This window comes from Enterococcus sp. 3C7_DIV0644, assembly GCF_002141235.1.
Lineage (GTDB): Bacteria > Bacillota > Bacilli > Lactobacillales > Enterococcaceae > Enterococcus_D > Enterococcus_D entomosocium.
The window spans coordinates 2,444,264-2,462,715 of sequence record NZ_NGLK01000001.1; the positions used below are offsets into that span (position 1 = coordinate 2,444,264).

The window sequence follows — 18,452 nt, forward strand, 5'->3', positions numbered from 1 at the left end:
TCACACAGTGAAAGAGGTAGGTTATTTATTCATCTATTTCAGGTGTTTATGAAAATAATGATTTTCTTTTGCTAAAGCACCACGCTATTCTTAGTTTAGTAAGGACCACGCGTGATACACTTACAGTTTTTTTCGTCTCAATAACCTTCGTTTTTAAGAAAACGGAACTCGTATGTAGATATTATTTTACAAAAACCCAATCTAACAACTTTCTTCAGACATTTGATTCGTCCAAATGTCTTTTTTTGTCGTTCCCCCAAAAACGAAGAATATTGAGACAACTTTGTGTGAAAAGGAGGAGGCTGTTTCTTAGCTTCAACCTTCTTGACGCACCAAAGACTTGAAGAAAGGAGGATATGATGAAACTACTTACATTGTTTTCTGCAGTATTCCTACTAAGCAGCACGGCGGTCAACACGACGCTGGCGTTCCAGCAAGTTGCTTATGCAGAAACAGAGTCACTTTCTGAAGAGACGCAACACTCCTCAACTGAGGAAACCACTAATTCTGCTGATCTATCGGAAGACCAAGAAACAACCGAAGAAAGCAGTGAAGAACAATCTTCTTCGGAAGCCACGGATGATTCCACGACAGCTAGCCAAGAAGAAGCAGAGGAAAATGAAGCACTGCCCGAAGCAGAAACGCCAGATAGCTCAGAAGATGAAGCGGAAACAGAAGCTGAGAATGAGCAAGTCGAAAGGTTTGATGCTGAAGCTTCAGCGGTCGCATTGACTGTAGCAAGTGAGGCGCAATTGCGGGCAATTTTACTTGGGGAATCCTTCACCGATGAAGATGGCACGGAGTATCATTACGAAGAAATCGCCAATGATCAATCCTTGGTGCTTACTTTTGCCAACAACTTGGCATTAACTGAGCCAATCAGTGGTATCCAACGGGCAGACGTTACTTTTCGTAGTCAAGATACACCTGTGATCGTTTCGCAGACGGCGGCAGAGAACCTGATGCAGTTTGCGGCACCTGTTCAACTGACTTGGCAAGGGGTGCAACAACAAGGCATTCAGTCGGCGCAAGGGCTGGCTCAAACAACTGGGGCTTCAACGATTACCTTTGAAGATACCCAACTGGAGCTGACCACTACCGCAGGACGCGTGGTGAATAACAACCAAGCACATCTTCATTTCAAAGGAACCAATGTGGTGACGACAGCGACGTCTTCCATTCCAACGTTATTCACGGCTGAAGGACTCTTGGTCGAAGGCCAATTGACGATCAATCATCGCTCATCAAATGCCACACCAATCTTTGAAATGAATCAAGTAGCAGTCGCTAGCCAAGCTGAAATTTCTGTCACCCGAAGTACCAACAGCAATACTGGCACTGTCTTTCACATGACAGGTACCGCAGCAAGCCTTGATTTTGGTCAAGGAAGTATGACCACGATTCGCCAATCTGGCGCAATGGTTTCCCTACCAAATGCCAATCAAGATAGTCGGTTGACGCTAGCAACCGGGGCAACACTAGATGTTGGCACGGGACAGGGGCTTTCTGGTAATTCCACCAGCACGCTAGGCGAAGTAAGGTTACAAGCAGGGAGTCAGTTAAAACTATCTGAGTACGGGACGGTCAGCGGGACGCCCGCCATCAATGTCGGACACCGCTTCATCGTTGAAAATAGTACCGCGGACCAACCTACCATTATTGAAGGAACGCGGACGGGCACAACGACCGGAGCTTTTATCCAGCTCCAAAGTGCAAATTCCTCCATCGATTTTGGGGAGAATACACAAACGCGAATATCGCAGCATGGACCGATGTTTACGGGTGTGGCTAGTACCACGATAGTGATTCAAGACCACGTGAAAATGAACAATCAGCATAGCAACGGGTTTAATGGCAACGTAGCAGTCAACAGTATTGCGATTGGTGATCAGGTGGATATAACCATAAGTGAACCTAGTAATGCCACTGTTGGTCAAGCGTATCGAACCTTTTTCGCAACGTCTTCGGTTCAAATCGGAAGTCATACAACAATTGACGTGCCGAGAACGCGAACGACCTCTTCAGCAAGTACATCGAATGTCGTCATCGGCTTAGCATCAAGCAACGGGAAAATCACCATTGGTGACTATTCTGAAATAGCTGTGAACCAGCGAGGGGCGTTTGTCAACGCAAGTTTGTCCCATGTCACTTTAGGGAAATACTCAAAACTAACGGGCGTATTAGGGAATGGTTTTACCGCTGGAACGATGGTCGATCAATTTGAGCTGCTTGAAGGGGCTGAAATCAATGTTGCTGAGCATTCAACGAGCACAGCAGCCAATTCTTTTTCCGTGCAACGACGTTTCTTCCTAGGAGAAAAAGCAGCGATCAATTATTCTCGCACATCATCAGCAGCCAATCCTTTCATTGCACTGGGTTCAACGTCGACGGCTTCACAATTTTTGTCAGAAGCAAATGCAACCATCACCCTCAATCAAGTAGGACCATTGGTGACTGGTCGCAGCACAACAGATATCTATATTGGTGAAGCAAATACGATCAGCCTACAAACCGCACAAGGCTTTACCGGTGGTACCTCATCTGCTGCTTCTTCAACCATTCGCCGGTTGCATGTGGGCGATCACTCCGAAATCACCGTTTCTGGACGAAGCAATGCAAATGTTGATTTTTTCCGGTTTAGAGAAGAAATCAAACTAGGTCGTGAAGCGGAAGTAACGGTCAATCATACAACGCGACAAGCTGCACGAGCCGTTTTTCGTTTAACCTTGGCGAATTCGAAATTTACGATGGAAGAAGGAAGTAAAGTCGAAGTTGATACTGGTGGACGATTTCTACAGGGAGTCGGAACAACAGATCTGTTATTCGGCGAAAATTCCTATACGAGAATAAACGCTGCTAGAGGAATGACAGGAAACACCACTGTTCGTTCAGTTACGCTTGCGCAACATGCTGAAGTGCATTTGACAGAGCCAACAACGACGGCGATTCAAAATTCAGCAACAAGTCAAAATTATTCCAGAATCCGAGTATCACAAAGAGTGGAGTTGCAAGACAATGCTACCATGACGTCAAGAAGAGATCGAACGACTTCAGATTCCCGATTTATTTGGTTGACTGCTAGTAATTCATTTGTTCGGATTGGTAAAGGGGCTACCCTCGACGTGGATCAATCTGGAGGAATCTTTAGAGTAACGACTTCCTCTAATTTCATTCTCAATGATGAGGCAACATTTAAAGGTGTTGCGAGAGGTTTAAATACTCAGGCGGGAGGCAATGCCTCAAGCAATCATTCGAATTCATTTGCGAATATCACAGTAGGGGCCAGAGCTAATTTTTCCATGACCGATAATCGGACAGGCATGGGAACATCGGCGGAATTTATCAATCGCCCGTTAGTCAATGTGCGGAATTCATTTTCGGCAGGAGAAGATTCTACGGTTGTATTGGAAACCATAAGAAATAAATCTGAAGTTCTTTATTTCAGACTTGCCAATGCACGATTGAATATAAACAATGTGAATTTGTTTGAAATTAGTCATCCTACGACAAGAACTGGTCAAGCCAATGCGCAATTGCAGCGTTTGATCCGATCTGCACAAAATACGGTTGCGAACGGTTTGAGAATCAATGTTGCGAGTCAAAAATTAGCAGTTTGGGAAAATGCTTCTTTAGATGAACCAACAGAAGAATTTATCAATATTTCCGGAACGATGCGAATCAATCGAAATGGGGGGAATACATTCCCTTATGGCGGCACAGGAAATGGCGAAGCGCGTTCCAGATTACTGAGTGGCGAGCAATTAGAGGGTTCTTTGGAAAGTCTGGAAAAACAAACGGACATTTACCAAGTGATTGCTAAGAATAACTTCAATAAGATTCGTTTTTCAGAACCAGAAGGCCTCATTGCCCGAATCGATGCATTGAGTGATCAGTCGACTGAAATCACTGGTTCCATGTACGAGGATACCGATGTCACCTTGATCTCCTATACAAATACCGATGGAGAAGTCGTCGAATTGGACAAAAACTCTGAACGAATCGAATGGGGCGACTATCGGGATGAAAATCAGCTGTATCGCTATTTCCGCATTCCCTTAAGAGAAAATGAGCGATTGGAAACAGAGACAGAAGTGTCGATTTTCTTATCGAAACCTTCGATTGAGACCTATGTCGATGTGACCGCTCGTCAAACCGTGATTAAAGGTGTGAATTTTGAAGCATACAATATCACTTTAGATCGCTATAAAATTAATGAATTAAGCACGCAAGAAGAATTAGATGCTTTGATCCTTCAAGAAAGTCGCGCGCAAGCCGTAAATGTGTTGACGGAAGCGGATATGACGGATGACTTTCGCATCGTAGAAACGGATCTTACACGAGAAGTGGACGAAGACGGCAGTTACTTCGCTGTTCTTGAGGTGGGGAATAAAGCCTACCAGATGACCATCGGTATCGATGTGACATCGAAACTTGAGCATATGCGGGTGACGATCCCGACCAAAATGGTCTTTGAATCCTTGTACAATACGGCGGAATCGAATCGTAATTTTGAAAGCCAAGCGTATGAGATCCGCAATCAATCGCCACTTGCTGTGGATACCTATATCAATCAATTGGCGATCGATGATCATGCCGGAATCGTCTTGTTAGAAGAGGGAGAAGATCCCCTCGATTACGCTGAAAGTGAAAGCGAAGAGGAAGACCCAACCCTTACTTATGACGATATCTCAACCCCGCTGTTGCGATTGAACCTAAAAACGGAAGAAACCCAGATTCAACTCTATGAAGCGATGGAAGAACAACACTTGGTTCGCTTAGAAGAAAGAAGTCGCGTGCCGATTTCCTTAACAGGGGATTTCTATGGGGATTACCCGCAATGGGTCGTTGATTCAGAAGCCGATCAAGGCGGGTATTATGAAGACTTGCTCGTACCGAATTATCGCATCGTCTTACGCTTTGTTCCACGAGACTAAGAAAAAAAGATCGTACCAAACGTGAAGGAGGTGAATCCATTGGAGCAAACGAATCAAACCGAAAATAAAAAACGACGGAAATGGCTCTGGTGGTTGTTGCTATTGGCCGTACTTGCCGGTGGACTCGGGTACTATTTCTATCAATCAAAAGAAGCAGTTCCGTTGATCAGTGCAGACCTTTTGCCTGAATCTGGCGATGCCACCGATCAGCGATTATCTGAACGGGCGCAGGAAATTGCAGATGCGAATTATTTCACCCTGCAAATCAATCCAGAAGCCATTTTTGAAGATGGTAAAAGCACGGGATCCATCGAAATCGTTAATCCAGGCACCAATGTGTACCCAATCGCCGTGGATATCTCTTTACTGTCGAGCGGGGAAGTCATCTATTCTTCCGGTGCGATCTATCCAAATCAATTTGTTGAAAATGTCGCCTTGGCGACACCATTGGCAAAAGGCGAGTATCCTGCCAAAGCCACCATCAATATTTACGACCCTGAAAGCAAAGAAAAACAAGGGGTCACTGAAGCTGAATTAACGATTATCGTTAAGAATTAAAAAAAGGAAAAGTGAGGAAATAAAAATGAAAAAATTTGTAGCAGCTATTCTAAGTACAGCAACGATCGCAGGAGTAATCGCAAGCGGCACCACCGCTTTTGCGACACAAACTATTGACGGACGTGAAGGCGATACGTCAGGAGATGTCCAAGTAAACGGGATCATCGGTGAATTCGATAATACAACACCTGGACCAAATCCCGATGATTTGAACCAATGGATCAATGTAACGATTCCAACGACTGCTTTGTTCTATACGACAGAAGCGTCAAGTCATACAGAGATCGTTTCGCCTACGTACACAGTGACAAATAACTCAGCAGTTGGTGTGATCGCTTCTGTTGCAGGCGTTGATGCACCATTGAATATGTCTGAAGTAGACTTGTTAAACGTAAACGGGATTGAGTTGTTTGAAAACGGCACACCAACTGTAACAGAAACAGAATTGTTTACCCTTGAAGGCAACCAAGGAACGAATGAAGGGACGTTTGCGTTCACTGGTGAAGCAACACCTGTCAATGCATCAGAAGAATCAAACCCAAGTTTCAAATTGGTCTTGAGTTTTGCGCCGGATGTAGAGGAAGACTAAAAACTGAAATCCCAGTAAAGAAGGGATCTATCGTATGAAAAAACGAAAAAGAATCATTTTTTTCATCGCTGCATTACTGGCTCTGACTGTCTGGGATCTATCAGAAACCGTTGTCGCAGAGGCGACAACAGGGCAGGTCACTGTGACTGGTCGAATTGGTGAAACAGTGAAGAAAGAGGAAGAAGCAGACGATGACAATAAGAAAACGATCGTCGCAGATGCTTCTCAAATCGGACAAGGGAAATTACCGCAAACAGGTTCTTCAAACACCACTCGTTTGATCATCCTTGGGTATGCACTCTTAGTACTGTTTGTCATTGCAGCGACAAGAAAAAAGAAGCACGGTGAAAGCGTCGCTCCTTAACTATCGTCATCGCTAGAAGCGTAAAGGAGAAACTGTGAGGAAAACTTACAGTTTCTCTTTTTTAATGAAAGAGTAGAGCGGATAAAAAATGAATCAAAAAGGTAAGCAGTCCTTAGTGATACCACAAACGCTGTATAAGTGAGGTCAGTGATAGTTTTGAAAGGATACAGAAGATGAAGATCAGGAAAGAAGCGTTTGAAAGAACCATCATAAATAGTGAATATATTGGCTACTATTATCATCTGCTGACTGCAGATTCTAGCCCCTATCCCCAAGGGGAACAAATAGATAAGATGCGTTACTTATTAGAAAATAATCACATAGAAGAAATAAAAGCGAATGCTCGCTATTTGTTCATTTTTCGTACGTATAAAGTACCTAGTGTCCTACAAAAAGAGTATCAGTTGTTGGAAGAATGCGTCTCGTACATCTCAAATTTGAACACCCATTTGTTGATGCCTCAAGAAGCAATTGAGCAAAGTCTTTCAATCAAGGCAGAAGATGAGGCGAAGGATCAAAAAGAGCATTACAAGCAGCTGGTCAGAGGGTTGCTGGATATTCTTCATTGACTACTGGACCTTGGTGTTTTTTCAGTAGCTAGAAAAAGTAGTGAATAGATAACGAAAAAGAATAGGCTGAGACTTAGGAAGAAAATAAGGGGGCTTGTTCCCCTCAAAGAAAGGAGCAAAGAAGCTTGACTGTATTTACTTCAAAGATAGAATATCTTGATGGATTTCAAAAGAAATTTACGGATTCCAATCGTGAAAATGGTGCCTTAGCCTCTTATGTAGAAAAGCAATTAACGTTACTTGATCAATTGGTAGCAGGGATTTCTCCAGAAACATTTTGGGCGATCACCCCAGATATTCTGGGAATCGATGCCAAACTGGTTTTAGTCACAGAAATGATGCGATTTGACGATTTTTCCGATGACGAGATCATCCGAATCGTCGAAAAAGATTATCGCTTTTATCTGAAAGAATTGTGCGGTTACAATCTAGGAATGGAAACGAAGCATTCTCTGGTTTTCAACGTGAGATAAATCAAGGAGGGGAATAGCCGGAATCACTTCTAGCAAAACGATTTGGTAAGAAGTGATGAGTATTTTTAATGTTTCTGCAATTAGTAAAGGTGAGCGATTGAAATAGAAGGTTTGTATCGAAAAAAAGGGTGAATAGACAAAAAGCATTCAGGAATTGGTTTCTTGAATGCTTTTTGTCTATTCATCTATCTGAAAAAGGTCTTTGCTTTGGTTTCTACTCCCTCTCATGTAAAATCACCGTTAAAACGATGCCGAATCAGTAAAAATTCTGCAAATAAAATTATTTGTGTTATATTTGAAGGGCATCTGTTCATTTTTTTAATATTCGTTTATTTTTAATCGCGTATAGTGAGAAAAATAAACGACGCGATGGCTATTTTTTTCGCTTTAATTGATTAGCTGGGGAAGGTTTGTCCAAATAAAACCCTTGTTGAAGAAAAATCTCTTCTTCAAGCAAGTACTCATGGATATCCGAGGTTTCGACCCCTTCGACAATAAATTGGATTTTACGATTGCTGGCGATATTTCGCCAGAAGTCGATCAAAAAGAAAATCTCCTTTTGGGACAGCACTCGCAACGAGATAGGCGAAAATTTGATCACATCGATTTTATCCAGCATCGGTGCAATATTTGTCAGTGAATGAATGCCTGTCCCTACATCATCCAATGCGACAGAAAAGCGCATCTTTTTTATTTGGTTGATTTTGTTCATAAGAAAAGACTTGGGATCACAGGCGATAGAAGGTTCCGTATCGTCTTCGGTGATCTCAATCAAAATACGATCATGGTAGGGTGCTAAGTCAGCTAACATCAGAAAGGTTTCTGGGTAGCTGAGTTGTTGCGGGTGGATATTAAGACTGATTTTTGTTTCTTCATTCGGGTGAAGTAAGCTGAAAATTTCATTTCGGTACCATTGCAGTAAGCGAGTGTGTAGCTTTTTGTATTTGATCACTTGCTGGAAGAAGGAAAGGGGAAACCTATTTCTTTCGGTACTTCTCAATAATAATTCGTAGCCAATCACTTTCTGACTATCTGCTTTCATTTGAAAGATAGGCTGGGCATCAAAATATAATTGAGGAAATATCGATAAGAGTTCTTGTTCTATTTTCTCAGACATTGGTTTCTGCTCCTTTCTGGGGTAGTTTTATTTTTGGTTTCATGAAGTGCAGGAAAGGAAGATCGAGTTCTTTACCTGCATTGTTAAAGAATCGAGCCTTTCAAAATCATGGGCGAAGGATTTTAAAGAAAAATCTATGAAAGAAAGAAGGAATAGTGTGTTTGTCCATCTGATTTATGCTGCGATCTATTCTGTTTTAGTTGTAAGCTTGCTCATTTCGTATGATCTGTTTATCAAGAACTTCAAAGAATTGAATTTACACTTGTCATTTAAAATTCTTATCGGTGTCGTTCTGTTCATTTCGCAAGTCTACTTTATTATATCATTTTCTTTGAACAGTATCGGTTATGTTGCGTATGAATATACGATTCCAATCTTTATTTATTATTTTGGTATCCTCAAAGAAAAAATATATCTGATTGGGCTGGTCCCCGTCATCTTGCTAACTTTTTTTGCATTGATCAATAAATTCGAATGGGGAGCCATGCTCTTTATTATCGGATTAAATTACATCATTTTAATCATTACTTGCTTATTAAAGAAAAGATTTTACGGACAGACAAATCATACTGTCTTTTATCTATTTTCGATTGTGGTTACGGTTGCCTCGCCGATGGTCAATGCATTGCTTTTTCATCGCCGTGAAGTTGGTCTTTGGGATGCTGTCACTTTAGGGATTGGATCAGTGGCAATCGTTTCTTTATGGAAGTATTATCTGCAGAATCAAAAAAACTTTCTCGAAAAAATCAATACGAAGATCATTGAGCGCAATTATGATGAGTTGACGAAGGTAAAAAATTTCCGTAGTTTGAACGAAGATATTTCAAAATTGGTGATAAACGAGAAGGATCAGCTGGTCGTGGTGATGATGGATTTAGATCATTTTAAGCAGATCAATGATCACCATGGACATCAAATCGGCAATCAAGCCTTAACCTTCTTTTCGGATAAACTGACGACATTTCTCTATCAAAAAAGTCCTTCCCATTTAATCGAAGTCTATCGGTATGGTGGCGAAGAATTTTTAGTCCTATTTAAAGAGAATACTTCCGTGTCAGTGAAAAAAATTATTGAAGAATTTCATTTGTTCTTAAGCAATGAACAGTTGAAACTAGAGGGAACACAACTGACCCTTTACTTTTCAGCAGGGATTTCAGAAGCAGGTCCTACGTTAGACATTTCAGAAATCTTTTATCAAGCGGATCAAGCATTGTACGAAGCCAAAAGGAAGGGCAGAAACCGCACGATTATATTTTCTTGAGACGTTTTCTTTTCTAAAGAAGGTTCAGCAGTCTTTTCTCAAGTGGATAGGTGTTGTAGGAAGCCAAAAGGAGAGAAAAGGCCGTATGATTTTTTTAGACGAATGCTTTTCAGAAGAAGTTTTAATAAAGAGACAATGTTCGCAGGCTTCTTTGTCCAGCGTCGTAGCTTTTTCAAAAGGAAGAGGGGAAGCAATCTGGTAAGTATAATGGTTTACCGATTATCTTGAGAGGTTAATTGAAGGGAAAAAACAAGTAGAGTGCTTTTTAAGAAGTGGAAAGAAACCACTTCTTTTTTTGCACCAAGCATTGGGTAGCCGCGCTTGGCAGCATCGACTTGGTTTTCTGGCGTGTTTACAGTCTTTAAAAGCAATGGTATATTTATTTGATAAGTAAATAAAATTATTTTGTGCCTGTGCGTAATGATTACTGACTAAGGAGACTTCCCTATGAAACCAATTCGGCGAACACTGTACCAAAGTGCTTTGTACGTAGCTATTCCTTTGATCGTGAGTCTACTGATTGGTTACCTAGCCAAATGCTCACTCCTGATTCCTGCATCCATTATTTATGGCGTTCTTTTGGTGTTTATGATCCCTTCCGACAGCTTTTTATCAAGCAGCGTGGACTACCAAACGAAAAGCATGAATCCAAGTTTTCGTCCTCCGCCATTAAAGAGAAGGATCGAAGGTGCGCCAGAAACGATCAATTTCCTCTTCGTTTTAACGGCACTGGTTTTGTGTTTGCTGCTCTTGTTGGTTGGGTAAAGGGAATTCATAGAAATCATGTACTAAGAAGAATGTCGAAAAGAAAAGGAGAACAGCGATGAAATTACTCAAACAAATCAATTTAATGGATGATCAAAAAACAATAAAGAGATTGAATCTCGCGGCGATCCCTAGTTTTATTTTTTTCTATGTGTTCTTTACACTCTTTGTCTTAGGTGGTCATGGGTCAAATGCTGAAACTTCGTTTATTTTCGATCTTTTGCTCTTAATGGTTGCGTATTTTATTCTCATCATTATTCATGAATTGATCCATGGTGCCTTCTTCAAGCTTTTTGACCCTAAAGGGAAGGTAAAGTTTGGGTTCAAAAATGGGGTAGCATATGCCACGAGTCCCCATTCCTTTTATTCAAAAGGGAAATTTGCCATCATTTTATTGGCGCCATTCCTTGGCATTTCTGTGGGTCTCTTTCTATTTTATTTATTTGGCTGGTTGACGGCATCTCTTTTCACCTTGATTGCTGCCGCACATGCCGCTTCTTGTGTGGGAGACTTTTACTTTCTTTTTCTGATTGTTAAAGCACCAGCGAACAGTTGTGTAGAAGATACTGAAGTGGGGTTGAATATTTATCAAGGAGAGTAGTTTATTTTTTCAATTGATCTTGGCAAAATCAAAGAGCAAGAAAATGTATGCTAGAAAATCTCTTACAAAAAAACAAACACCTCAAAAGTGTTTGTTTTTTTGTAAGACTGTTTATAAATAACGTATATAGCAAGAAGACTGTTCGGCCGACAAAAAGAAAATTTGTTTTAAACGACCGTTTTCTTACTAGCGCTTTACCGATACAACGGCAAACTACCAGCGACTTTATTGATACTCTTTTTCTTGCCTTTTAAACAAAGACCAAAATAAGCCAGTGTTTCTGTGGGAATCGTCTCAAGCGTCTGACGGTATTGCTCGTAAGAATTGGTGGTCTGAGCAACGTCGGAAAAATCAATGATGGTTACTTCTGGATCTGCTTGCTGACTGATCGATTCACGAATGGTCTGCAACTGCTCCTTGTTCGTTTTTAAGATAGGAATGGGAAAGTTGACAATGCCAAGGTGTTTTCTGCCTGTCGAATCGTAAATATCTTCTCCGATTCCTTCGGGAAACAATTTGCCCAAGGTTGCGCCTAAAATTGCAGCAGTATTTGCAACTAAGCCAATCGGTAATTGTTCATCGATAATCATGACACATTTTTCTTGGTTATTCATACGTTCTCACTCCATCTTCTTGGTAAATTGTTTGGTAAGCTTTCGGGGTGACCCCAATCAAGCTTTTAAAGATACGGGTAAAATGACTTTGGTCACTAAAACCTGTCAGAAAAGCGACTTCTGCAATTGCTTCTTGTGATTCTAGTCTTTTCTTGGCAGCACTGATGCGCACCGTACTTAAATATTGAAACGGCGACAGCCCATACGCTTTGGTAAATTGCCGAATCAAGACGTACTGATTCATTCCAAGAACGTCACTTAATTCACTCAAGGACAATTTTTCGGCATAATGTTGATCGATATAGGCTTTTGCCGCTGCGGCTTTATTTGAAACCGGATCTGTTTGTTCGTGGGTGAAATCCGCATACTGAACAAGCAGGTCGTGAAGGAGACAAGTAAAGCGTTCTTGCTTTTCAAACTCATCGCCGCGATCCGACAGCAACAGCTGGTGCACTGCATGAAATTCCTCTTTTCCTTTCACTTGGCGAATGACCGGTTCAGGAAAGTGGGGCGTCAATTGAGTGTTAAAAATTTTTTGTACTTGTACCGCCATGTTCTCCGGGGTTAAGTGGATATTGCGGTAAACCAGCTTTTCCTCCGTGAGTTGCTGGCAGCGGTGGGCAGCCTTTGGCGGAATCAAAATCAAGTCGCCTGCTTCAACGATATAGCAGGTATTTTGACAGGTGAATTGACGCGTCCCAGCTTCCATCAAGCCAATCACATAATATTCGTGCCAATGGTTAGGAAACTCCTGCTGGATGCCGTTAAATAATAAAGCCTCTACACCAAGGGTGCTATCTTGAATGATTTTTCGTTCATTTCTCATCTGCATTCTCCTTTTTGTTACTATAACAAAAGTGGTTTTTGGTGAATAGAATGATATTGACTTTTGACTATTTTTCTTGATGGAGGCCCTTGATTGGGACTGAGAAAAGGGACTGGAGAATGTCGGGAAAGAGCGGATCAGCCTTGAAGAAAGAACAGCAGGTTATTTTGACGATTCTATGGAATGAATCAAAGCAAATAGACCATGCACCGTGAAAAAAATAACGATAAATCCTTGGCATTTGAAAGTTTTATTGATGGAAGTATGGTACCATTTGACTGCAGTAAAGTTTGTGACGGTGGCTATCTTTGAAAGGTGGTGGTGCTTATGAATGTAAGTACTAACTCTTCAGAAAGGAGAAGCCTTTTTGTCCACAGCGGAAGCAATCGGGCTAATGATCAGTTTTGGTACATTTACCGCCATGCTGATCTTTGGTATCCTAGCCGCAGTGAAAAATGACAAAAAAAAATAACCGTCGACTTTAACAGGGAAACGGTTATCTTTTAAGTTAAAAAACCTGTCGCCGTCTTAAATGGCGCTGCAGAGGGGTTGTGGCAACAACTCCTCTTTACATAGTTAGTATAGCAAGAAGAGAGTGATTTTTCAACTTTAACAAGGATATTTTCAAACAAAATCGATAAGCGACATAGGCAAAACCTTATTCTCAATTGGAATAAGGTGTTCGATGTAGTCATTTTTGAAAAGTGTTCGAACATCTAAAAACGAATGCAATGTTTAAAGAAAAGGGAAGCATTATTATCGAAACTAGCGGCTAATAAGTTCCAGATAAATTCTGGTACATTTATTGCCATGCTGCTCTTTCGTATCCTAGCCACAGTGAAAAATGACAAAAAAATAACCGTCGACTTTAGCAAGGAAACGGTTATTTTTTTACTAATAAAACCCTGTCGCCTTCTTAAAAGGTGCTAGAGAGGAGTTGTGGCAACAGGTTTCTTCTATACAGATCACTATCGATCATATTCGTGAATGCTAATCTACCAATCGCTCGAGATCGTAGGAAAAACCGTTTTGCTTACTTAGTTCCTTGTAAAACAAGCCACTTTTCTTTATTGTACGTTTCTGTGTGGCTAAATCTAAAGAAACTAAGCCGTAGCGGTTTTTATATGCATTGATCCATGACCAACAATCAATGAATGTCCATAGATGATACCCTTTTATATTACAGCCATCTTGAATTGCTTTCCATAAATAGGCGAGATGATCTTGGATAAATTCAATGCGATAGTCATCAATCACCTGACCATTTTCATCCATGAACCGTTCTTCATTAGCAACACCCATACCGTTTTCTGAGATAAAGGATTCAATATTTCCATAGTTATTTTTGATGTCCATACATAAATCATAAATTCCTTTTTCATAGATTTCCCATCCACGATATTCATTCATTCGACGACCAGGCATAATATGCGGTTCAAAGAACCATTCTGGTAAGAATGGACTTTCTAAATTAACGGCAGAAGTTCTTGCTTTGACACGGCGTGGTTCATAGTAGTTTAGACCAAGTATCTGCGCGGTATTCTCTTCAATAATTTTTAGGTCTGTGTCATTGAAATCAACGGGTAATTGGTCATATTCCTCCAGCAAAGAGACTAGTTTTTCTGGAAATACTCCTTTGACCATGGGATCTAAGAAACTACGAGTATAAAAAAGATCCGCAATTTCTGCTGCTTTTTTATCTGCTGAATTTTGGCTTCTTGGGAAAGTCGGACTCAAATTGAGAATTACTCCGATTTTGCTAGATAGCTGGTATTTTTTAAAAGTTTGAATGGCTTTTGCATGGGCTAATATGGTAAAGAACGCTGCTTGAGCACCACGTTTAAAATCAATGAGATTTGGATAGTGAAAATCTTCTAAATAAGAGCCCAAGATTGGCCCCAAAGGTTCGTTAAAGGTGAACCAATGATAAACTAAGTCGCCAAACGCTAGAAAACAGGTATCAGCAAAATTTACATAAGCTTCAACAACTTCACGTGATTCCCATCCCCCTTTATCTTGTAATTTTGCTGGCATGTCAAAATGATAGAGATTCGCAAAAACTTTGATATTATTATTTTTCATTTCGGTAAAAAGATCTCGATAATAGGCTATCGCTTTCTCGTTCGCTTTACCAACCCCATCATTTGGAAACATTCGTGCCCATGAGATAGACACCCGAAATGAATTGTGCCCGGTTTGTTTCATCAATTGAATATCTTCGTGGTAACGATGGATATGGTCTGTCGTAATACTAGGTCCAATTCGTTTATAAAAACGATGAGGTTCTTCGTGAAACCACCGATCCCATACGGTCTCTGCTTTTCCTGTTTCTCCACGCCCTTCAGATTGTTCTGCTGACCAAGCGGATCCCCACCAAAAGTCAGCTGGAAATGTTAACTGAGTATGTATTGACATTATCGTTTCCTCCTGTTCGTTTTTAACAGTGTAACATTGCTTTTGATATAAATAAATACTTTTTATTAAAAATATATATCTTTTTATGGTGGGTATGGTTTTAGCTGTAAAAAGACAATTTTTATGTTAAAGTATAAGTAATAGAGATGAGTATGAGGGAGTAAGTTATGAAGAAACAGCCAAAATATATGGAGGTTTATACGGAGGTAAAGAAAAAAATTGCCAATGGAACCTATCAAATCGGTGAAAAATTACCTACGGGCGATGAACTTGCGCATGAGTATCAAACAAGTAAGCTCACTGTGAAGAAAGGTATTGATATGCTAGTATCAGAGGGAGTTTTACGAACACGTAGTGGATTTGGAACGGAAGTTCTACGCAGACCAATTGATAATTCGAAAGTGTTTGGACCAAATGAAGGTCTTTTTGATTTAGTAGGGGAAGAACATGTGACTTCTGAAATCCATACGTTCTCAATTGAGTTGCCATCGAATGAAGTTGCAGAAATTTTAGAAATAAATCAAAAAGAGTATGTCTATAATATTATTAGAAGTCGTTTTATTGATGAACAGCCTTATTCTATTGAGCAAACGTTTATGCCACTTTCTGTTATACCGGGGTTAGAACCAAAGCATTTGAAACGTTCCGTATATGGCTACATTACAAATGAGCTTAGTCTAGAGATTAAATCTTCCCATATTTGGATCAAAGGGGATGTGGCAAATGATTTCGATGCGGAAATTCTTTCTGTAAAACCAGGCGAGTTTATGATAGAGGTAGACAAAGTGGTGTCATTGTCTTCTGGTATACCGTTTGAATATTCTCTTTCGAGACATTTATACAAAGATTTTATTTTTGAAGCAGTTTTTGTTGAGAAGTGAAGACTAACGAATTTCGTTGGTCTTTTTTTGACTTTCAAAAAAAGATATATAATTTTAAATAAAGATATTTACTTTTTAAGGGAGCTGGTGTATGATCATCCCATAAGCAATCGCTTACAACTAAAAAAGGAGACTGATTGGAATTATGAGTAAAAAAGATGCTATTTTTGAAAAGTTCGGAATAATAGCCACAAGGTTAGGGAACCAGATTCATCTTCGAACACTAAGGGATGCTTTCGCCACTTTTATGCCTTTTATGATGTTGGCGGGATTTGTTACATTGATCAACTATGTTATTTTAGAGCCAACAGGATTTATGGGAAATATTATTGATCCAGCAACATTAACGACGATTCAAGAGATCGGGACTTCCATCAGTAATGGAACGCTAAGTATAACGACACTATTAGTTGTTGCGGCAGTTTCTTATCATATGTGTGTTAGCAGAAATTATACAAATCATATTGCTGCTGTTCTAGTCGCTATTTCAACGTTTATTGTTCTCACCCCTATGATGACGATGTTTACACCAGAAGGAAGTCAAGAAGCGCTGGAAGTAGGTGGGGTTATTCCTGTCACTCATACTGGTGCGTCAGGAATGTTCGTTGGAATTTTTGTGGGCTTAGCTGCTACGGAACTCTTTATTAAGTTATCTAATAATAAAAAGTTACAAATTCAATTGTCAGGAAATATCCCTCCAGCTGTGTTGAAGTCTTTTAACGTCCTTATTCCAATCATGATTACCGTGACTACCTTCGCAATTGGTTCATTTGCTGTCAATCAATTATTCAATATGGATGTTAATTCGTTGATTACTACTCTAATCACTGGGCCTTTAAGTAGGGTAACGACAGGTTTACCAGGGTTCCTCTTAATTACCTCAATTGCAAATCTCTTTTTTGGGTTTGGAATTCATCAAGCAGTGATATCAGGTTCACTTCTCGATCCGTTCTTGATTCAAAATATGCAAGAGAATATGGCTGCTTATGCGAATAGGGAAGATATTCCACATATCATAAACATGGCATTTAAAGATACATTTGCTGTTATGGGAGGGTCAGGAAATACTATTGCTTTGCTAATTGCTATTTTTATCTTTAGTCGTCGTAAAGATTACAAAGACTTTGCAAAATTATCCGTAACTCCAGCACTTTTTAATATCAGTGAACCAATCATTTTTGGTTTACCAATTGTTTTCAATATTAGTTTGATTATTCCATTTGTATTGGCGCCGATTTTTTCCCTAACAGTTGCATATTTTGCGACAGCTGTTGGTTTGATCAATCATGTAGTCGTGCAGATACCTTGGACCACTCCTCCCGTCATATCTGGATTTTTAGCAACTGGTGGCGATTGGCGAGCATCAGTCTTACAAATTGCGATCATTGCTGTGAGTGTTTTTATCTACTTACCATTTTTACGTATCGATGAAAAAGTTACCTCAACAATAGGAAATGAAGAGTCAAATGATTGAGAAGAGGAAACTTCACAAGATTTTTTGAAGTCGTCTCAAACCAAAGGGAAGTGAAACAAATAAACTGAACAAATCTATATAACAAAAAGAGACCACATAGATGTATGTGAGTCTCTTTTTTTGTGGAAATATCGGTCGGTGAACTTGTGTTTAGACGGAAAGAATTACCTGAAGAATTTATTAGCAAGAATTTTTTTATACAAATCTATTGAGTTTCCATTCTATTTCTCACGGTTTTGGCTAACTTTTCAATAATATACATTGCCGGTATCTGGGTTGTAATATCAGCTTCATTAATTTTTTCTAGCGAAATATTATAGGTTATTGAAATATCAGCTAATTTAGAAAGTGTTGAATTAGAGCTGCTGGTAATTCCTATTACTGAGCTTTCTGATAGATTCAAATGATTTAAATATTGAATGATTTCTGTGGTCTCGCCGGAAACGGATAAAGCGACGATACACATTTTTTTTGCTAACTCAGTGGATAGGTAATTAATAGGATAATTACTAGGATCTTCAATGCGAATCGCCATGTTAAATAGTGACGAGAAATAAAGAGAACCATATTCAGCAACAACATTTGAGGAGCCTACGCCAATAAAAATAATCAGCTCTTTTTCCATCAATAAGTGAACTGCCTCATCAAATTTATCTTCAAAGAATTTGTCTTGTGTCCGTGCTAAAAAATTCAAGAGTTCACTCTCAAAATCAAGTGTTTTTACCTCTTTTTCTTCTTTAAGAGATTCGAGATACGCACTAAGGTAAATTTTAAATTCAGAAAAACCGGTACAGCGAAATTTTTTACAAAAGCGTAATACGCTGGCAGTACTCGTATGACTTTTCTCAGCTAATTCTCGAATACTCATGGAAGCAACTGCATTTACCTCTGAAATAATTGCTTTATATACCTCAATATCCGTTTCATTTAAGTCTGGTTGATAGTCAAGAAACAACATAGTAATCCCCTCCTGTTACAAATTGTAACAGGATTGTAACCGGTGTCAATCGT

16 protein-coding genes and 1 pseudogene are annotated in these 18,452 nt (G+C 39.9%); 12 read left to right on the forward strand and 5 right to left on the reverse strand.

Annotated elements, in window-relative coordinates; all coding sequences use genetic code 11:
* Positions 1 to 356 precede the first annotated feature (356 nt).
* From A5877_RS11575 to A5877_RS11600, 6 genes are all read left to right on the forward strand, one after another.
* A complete protein-coding gene (locus A5877_RS11575) occupies positions 357 to 4,934 on the forward strand; it encodes a hypothetical protein (protein WP_086316871.1) in 4,578 nt (1,525 codons plus the stop codon).
* Positions 4,935 to 4,973: 39 nt separating this feature from the next.
* Positions 4,974 to 5,492 carry a hypothetical protein gene (locus tag A5877_RS11580; protein WP_008377885.1) on the forward strand — a complete coding sequence of 173 codons (519 nt, stop codon included), beginning with the start codon at positions 4,974 to 4,976 and terminating at the stop codon, positions 5,490 to 5,492.
* 25 nt (positions 5,493 to 5,517) lie between these two features.
* Positions 5,518 to 6,081, forward strand: a complete 564-nt coding sequence (locus tag A5877_RS11585) for a hypothetical protein (protein ID WP_086316872.1) — start codon at positions 5,518 to 5,520, stop codon at positions 6,079 to 6,081.
* Between the two features lie 34 nt (positions 6,082 to 6,115).
* Positions 6,116 to 6,445, forward strand: a complete 330-nt coding sequence (locus tag A5877_RS11590; RefSeq protein WP_086316873.1) for an LPXTG cell wall anchor domain-containing protein — start codon at positions 6,116 to 6,118, stop codon at positions 6,443 to 6,445.
* 173 nt (positions 6,446 to 6,618) lie between these two features.
* Entirely contained in the window at positions 6,619 to 7,014 is a 396-nt protein-coding gene (locus A5877_RS11595) for a hypothetical protein (protein WP_061053740.1), read from the forward strand.
* Between the two features lie 125 nt (positions 7,015 to 7,139).
* On the forward strand, positions 7,140 to 7,487 hold the full coding sequence (locus A5877_RS11600; protein ID WP_016611346.1) for a hypothetical protein: 348 nt from the start codon (positions 7,140 to 7,142) through the stop codon (positions 7,485 to 7,487).
* Between the two features lie 373 nt (positions 7,488 to 7,860).
* Here the strand turns inward: A5877_RS11600 and A5877_RS11605 are convergent, their stop codons facing one another.
* Complete coding sequence (locus tag A5877_RS11605) at positions 7,861 to 8,604, reverse strand: EAL domain-containing protein (RefSeq protein WP_005232094.1); 744 nt, start codon at positions 8,602 to 8,604, stop codon at positions 7,861 to 7,863.
* 136 nt (positions 8,605 to 8,740) lie between these two features.
* Here A5877_RS11605 and A5877_RS11610 point away from each other — a divergent pair, with 136 nt between their 5' ends.
* The 3 genes from A5877_RS11610 (at position 8,741) to A5877_RS11620 (ending at position 11,231) form a co-directional block, all read left to right on the forward strand.
* The gene (locus A5877_RS11610) at positions 8,741 to 9,865 is read left to right on the forward strand and encodes a GGDEF domain-containing protein (RefSeq protein ID WP_254907476.1); all 1,125 of its coding nucleotides are present in this window, start codon (positions 8,741 to 8,743) and stop codon (positions 9,863 to 9,865) included.
* A gap of 447 nt (positions 9,866 to 10,312) precedes the next feature.
* Positions 10,313 to 10,630: a hypothetical protein gene (locus A5877_RS11615; protein WP_008377898.1), complete on the forward strand. Its 318-nt coding sequence runs from the start codon at positions 10,313 to 10,315 to the stop codon at positions 10,628 to 10,630.
* A 58-nt stretch (positions 10,631 to 10,688) separates the two neighbouring features.
* The gene (locus tag A5877_RS11620; RefSeq protein WP_005231440.1) at positions 10,689 to 11,231 is read left to right on the forward strand and encodes a DUF3267 domain-containing protein; all 543 of its coding nucleotides are present in this window, start codon (positions 10,689 to 10,691) and stop codon (positions 11,229 to 11,231) included.
* Positions 11,232 to 11,425: 194 nt separating this feature from the next.
* On the opposite strand, the gene A5877_RS11625 is transcribed toward A5877_RS11620, so the two are convergent.
* Both A5877_RS11625 and A5877_RS11630 read right to left on the reverse strand, forming a co-directional pair.
* Entirely contained in the window at positions 11,426 to 11,845 is a 420-nt protein-coding gene (locus tag A5877_RS11625; RefSeq protein WP_005232083.1) for a DUF2000 domain-containing protein, read from the reverse strand.
* Positions 11,838 to 12,671, reverse strand: a complete 834-nt coding sequence (locus A5877_RS11630; RefSeq protein WP_086316875.1) for an AraC family transcriptional regulator — start codon at positions 12,669 to 12,671, stop codon at positions 11,838 to 11,840. The genes A5877_RS11625 and A5877_RS11630 overlap by 8 nt, the downstream gene beginning before the upstream one ends.
* A gap of 327 nt (positions 12,672 to 12,998) precedes the next feature.
* Between A5877_RS11630 and A5877_RS11635 the strand changes: the two are divergent.
* Positions 12,999 to 13,143: pseudogene (locus tag A5877_RS11635) on the forward strand (putative holin-like toxin).
* Positions 13,144 to 13,661: 518 nt separating this feature from the next.
* Here the strand turns inward: A5877_RS11635 and A5877_RS11645 are convergent.
* Entirely contained in the window at positions 13,662 to 15,086 is a 1,425-nt protein-coding gene (locus A5877_RS11645; RefSeq protein WP_016619910.1) for a glycoside hydrolase family 1 protein, read from the reverse strand.
* A gap of 167 nt (positions 15,087 to 15,253) precedes the next feature.
* Between A5877_RS11645 and A5877_RS11650 the strand changes: the two genes are divergently transcribed.
* On the forward strand, positions 15,254 to 15,967 hold the full coding sequence (locus tag A5877_RS11650; protein ID WP_008377910.1) for a GntR family transcriptional regulator: 714 nt from the start codon (positions 15,254 to 15,256) through the stop codon (positions 15,965 to 15,967).
* Positions 15,968 to 16,112: 145 nt separating this feature from the next.
* On the forward strand, positions 16,113 to 17,441 hold the full coding sequence (locus A5877_RS11655; protein ID WP_016611335.1) for a PTS sugar transporter subunit IIC: 1,329 nt from the start codon (positions 16,113 to 16,115) through the stop codon (positions 17,439 to 17,441).
* 205 nt (positions 17,442 to 17,646) lie between these two features.
* Here A5877_RS11655 and A5877_RS11660 read toward each other — a convergent pair whose 3' ends face one another.
* Entirely contained in the window at positions 17,647 to 18,399 is a 753-nt protein-coding gene (locus tag A5877_RS11660; RefSeq protein ID WP_005232077.1) for a MurR/RpiR family transcriptional regulator, read from the reverse strand.
* Positions 18,400 to 18,452: the final 53 nt, after the last annotated feature.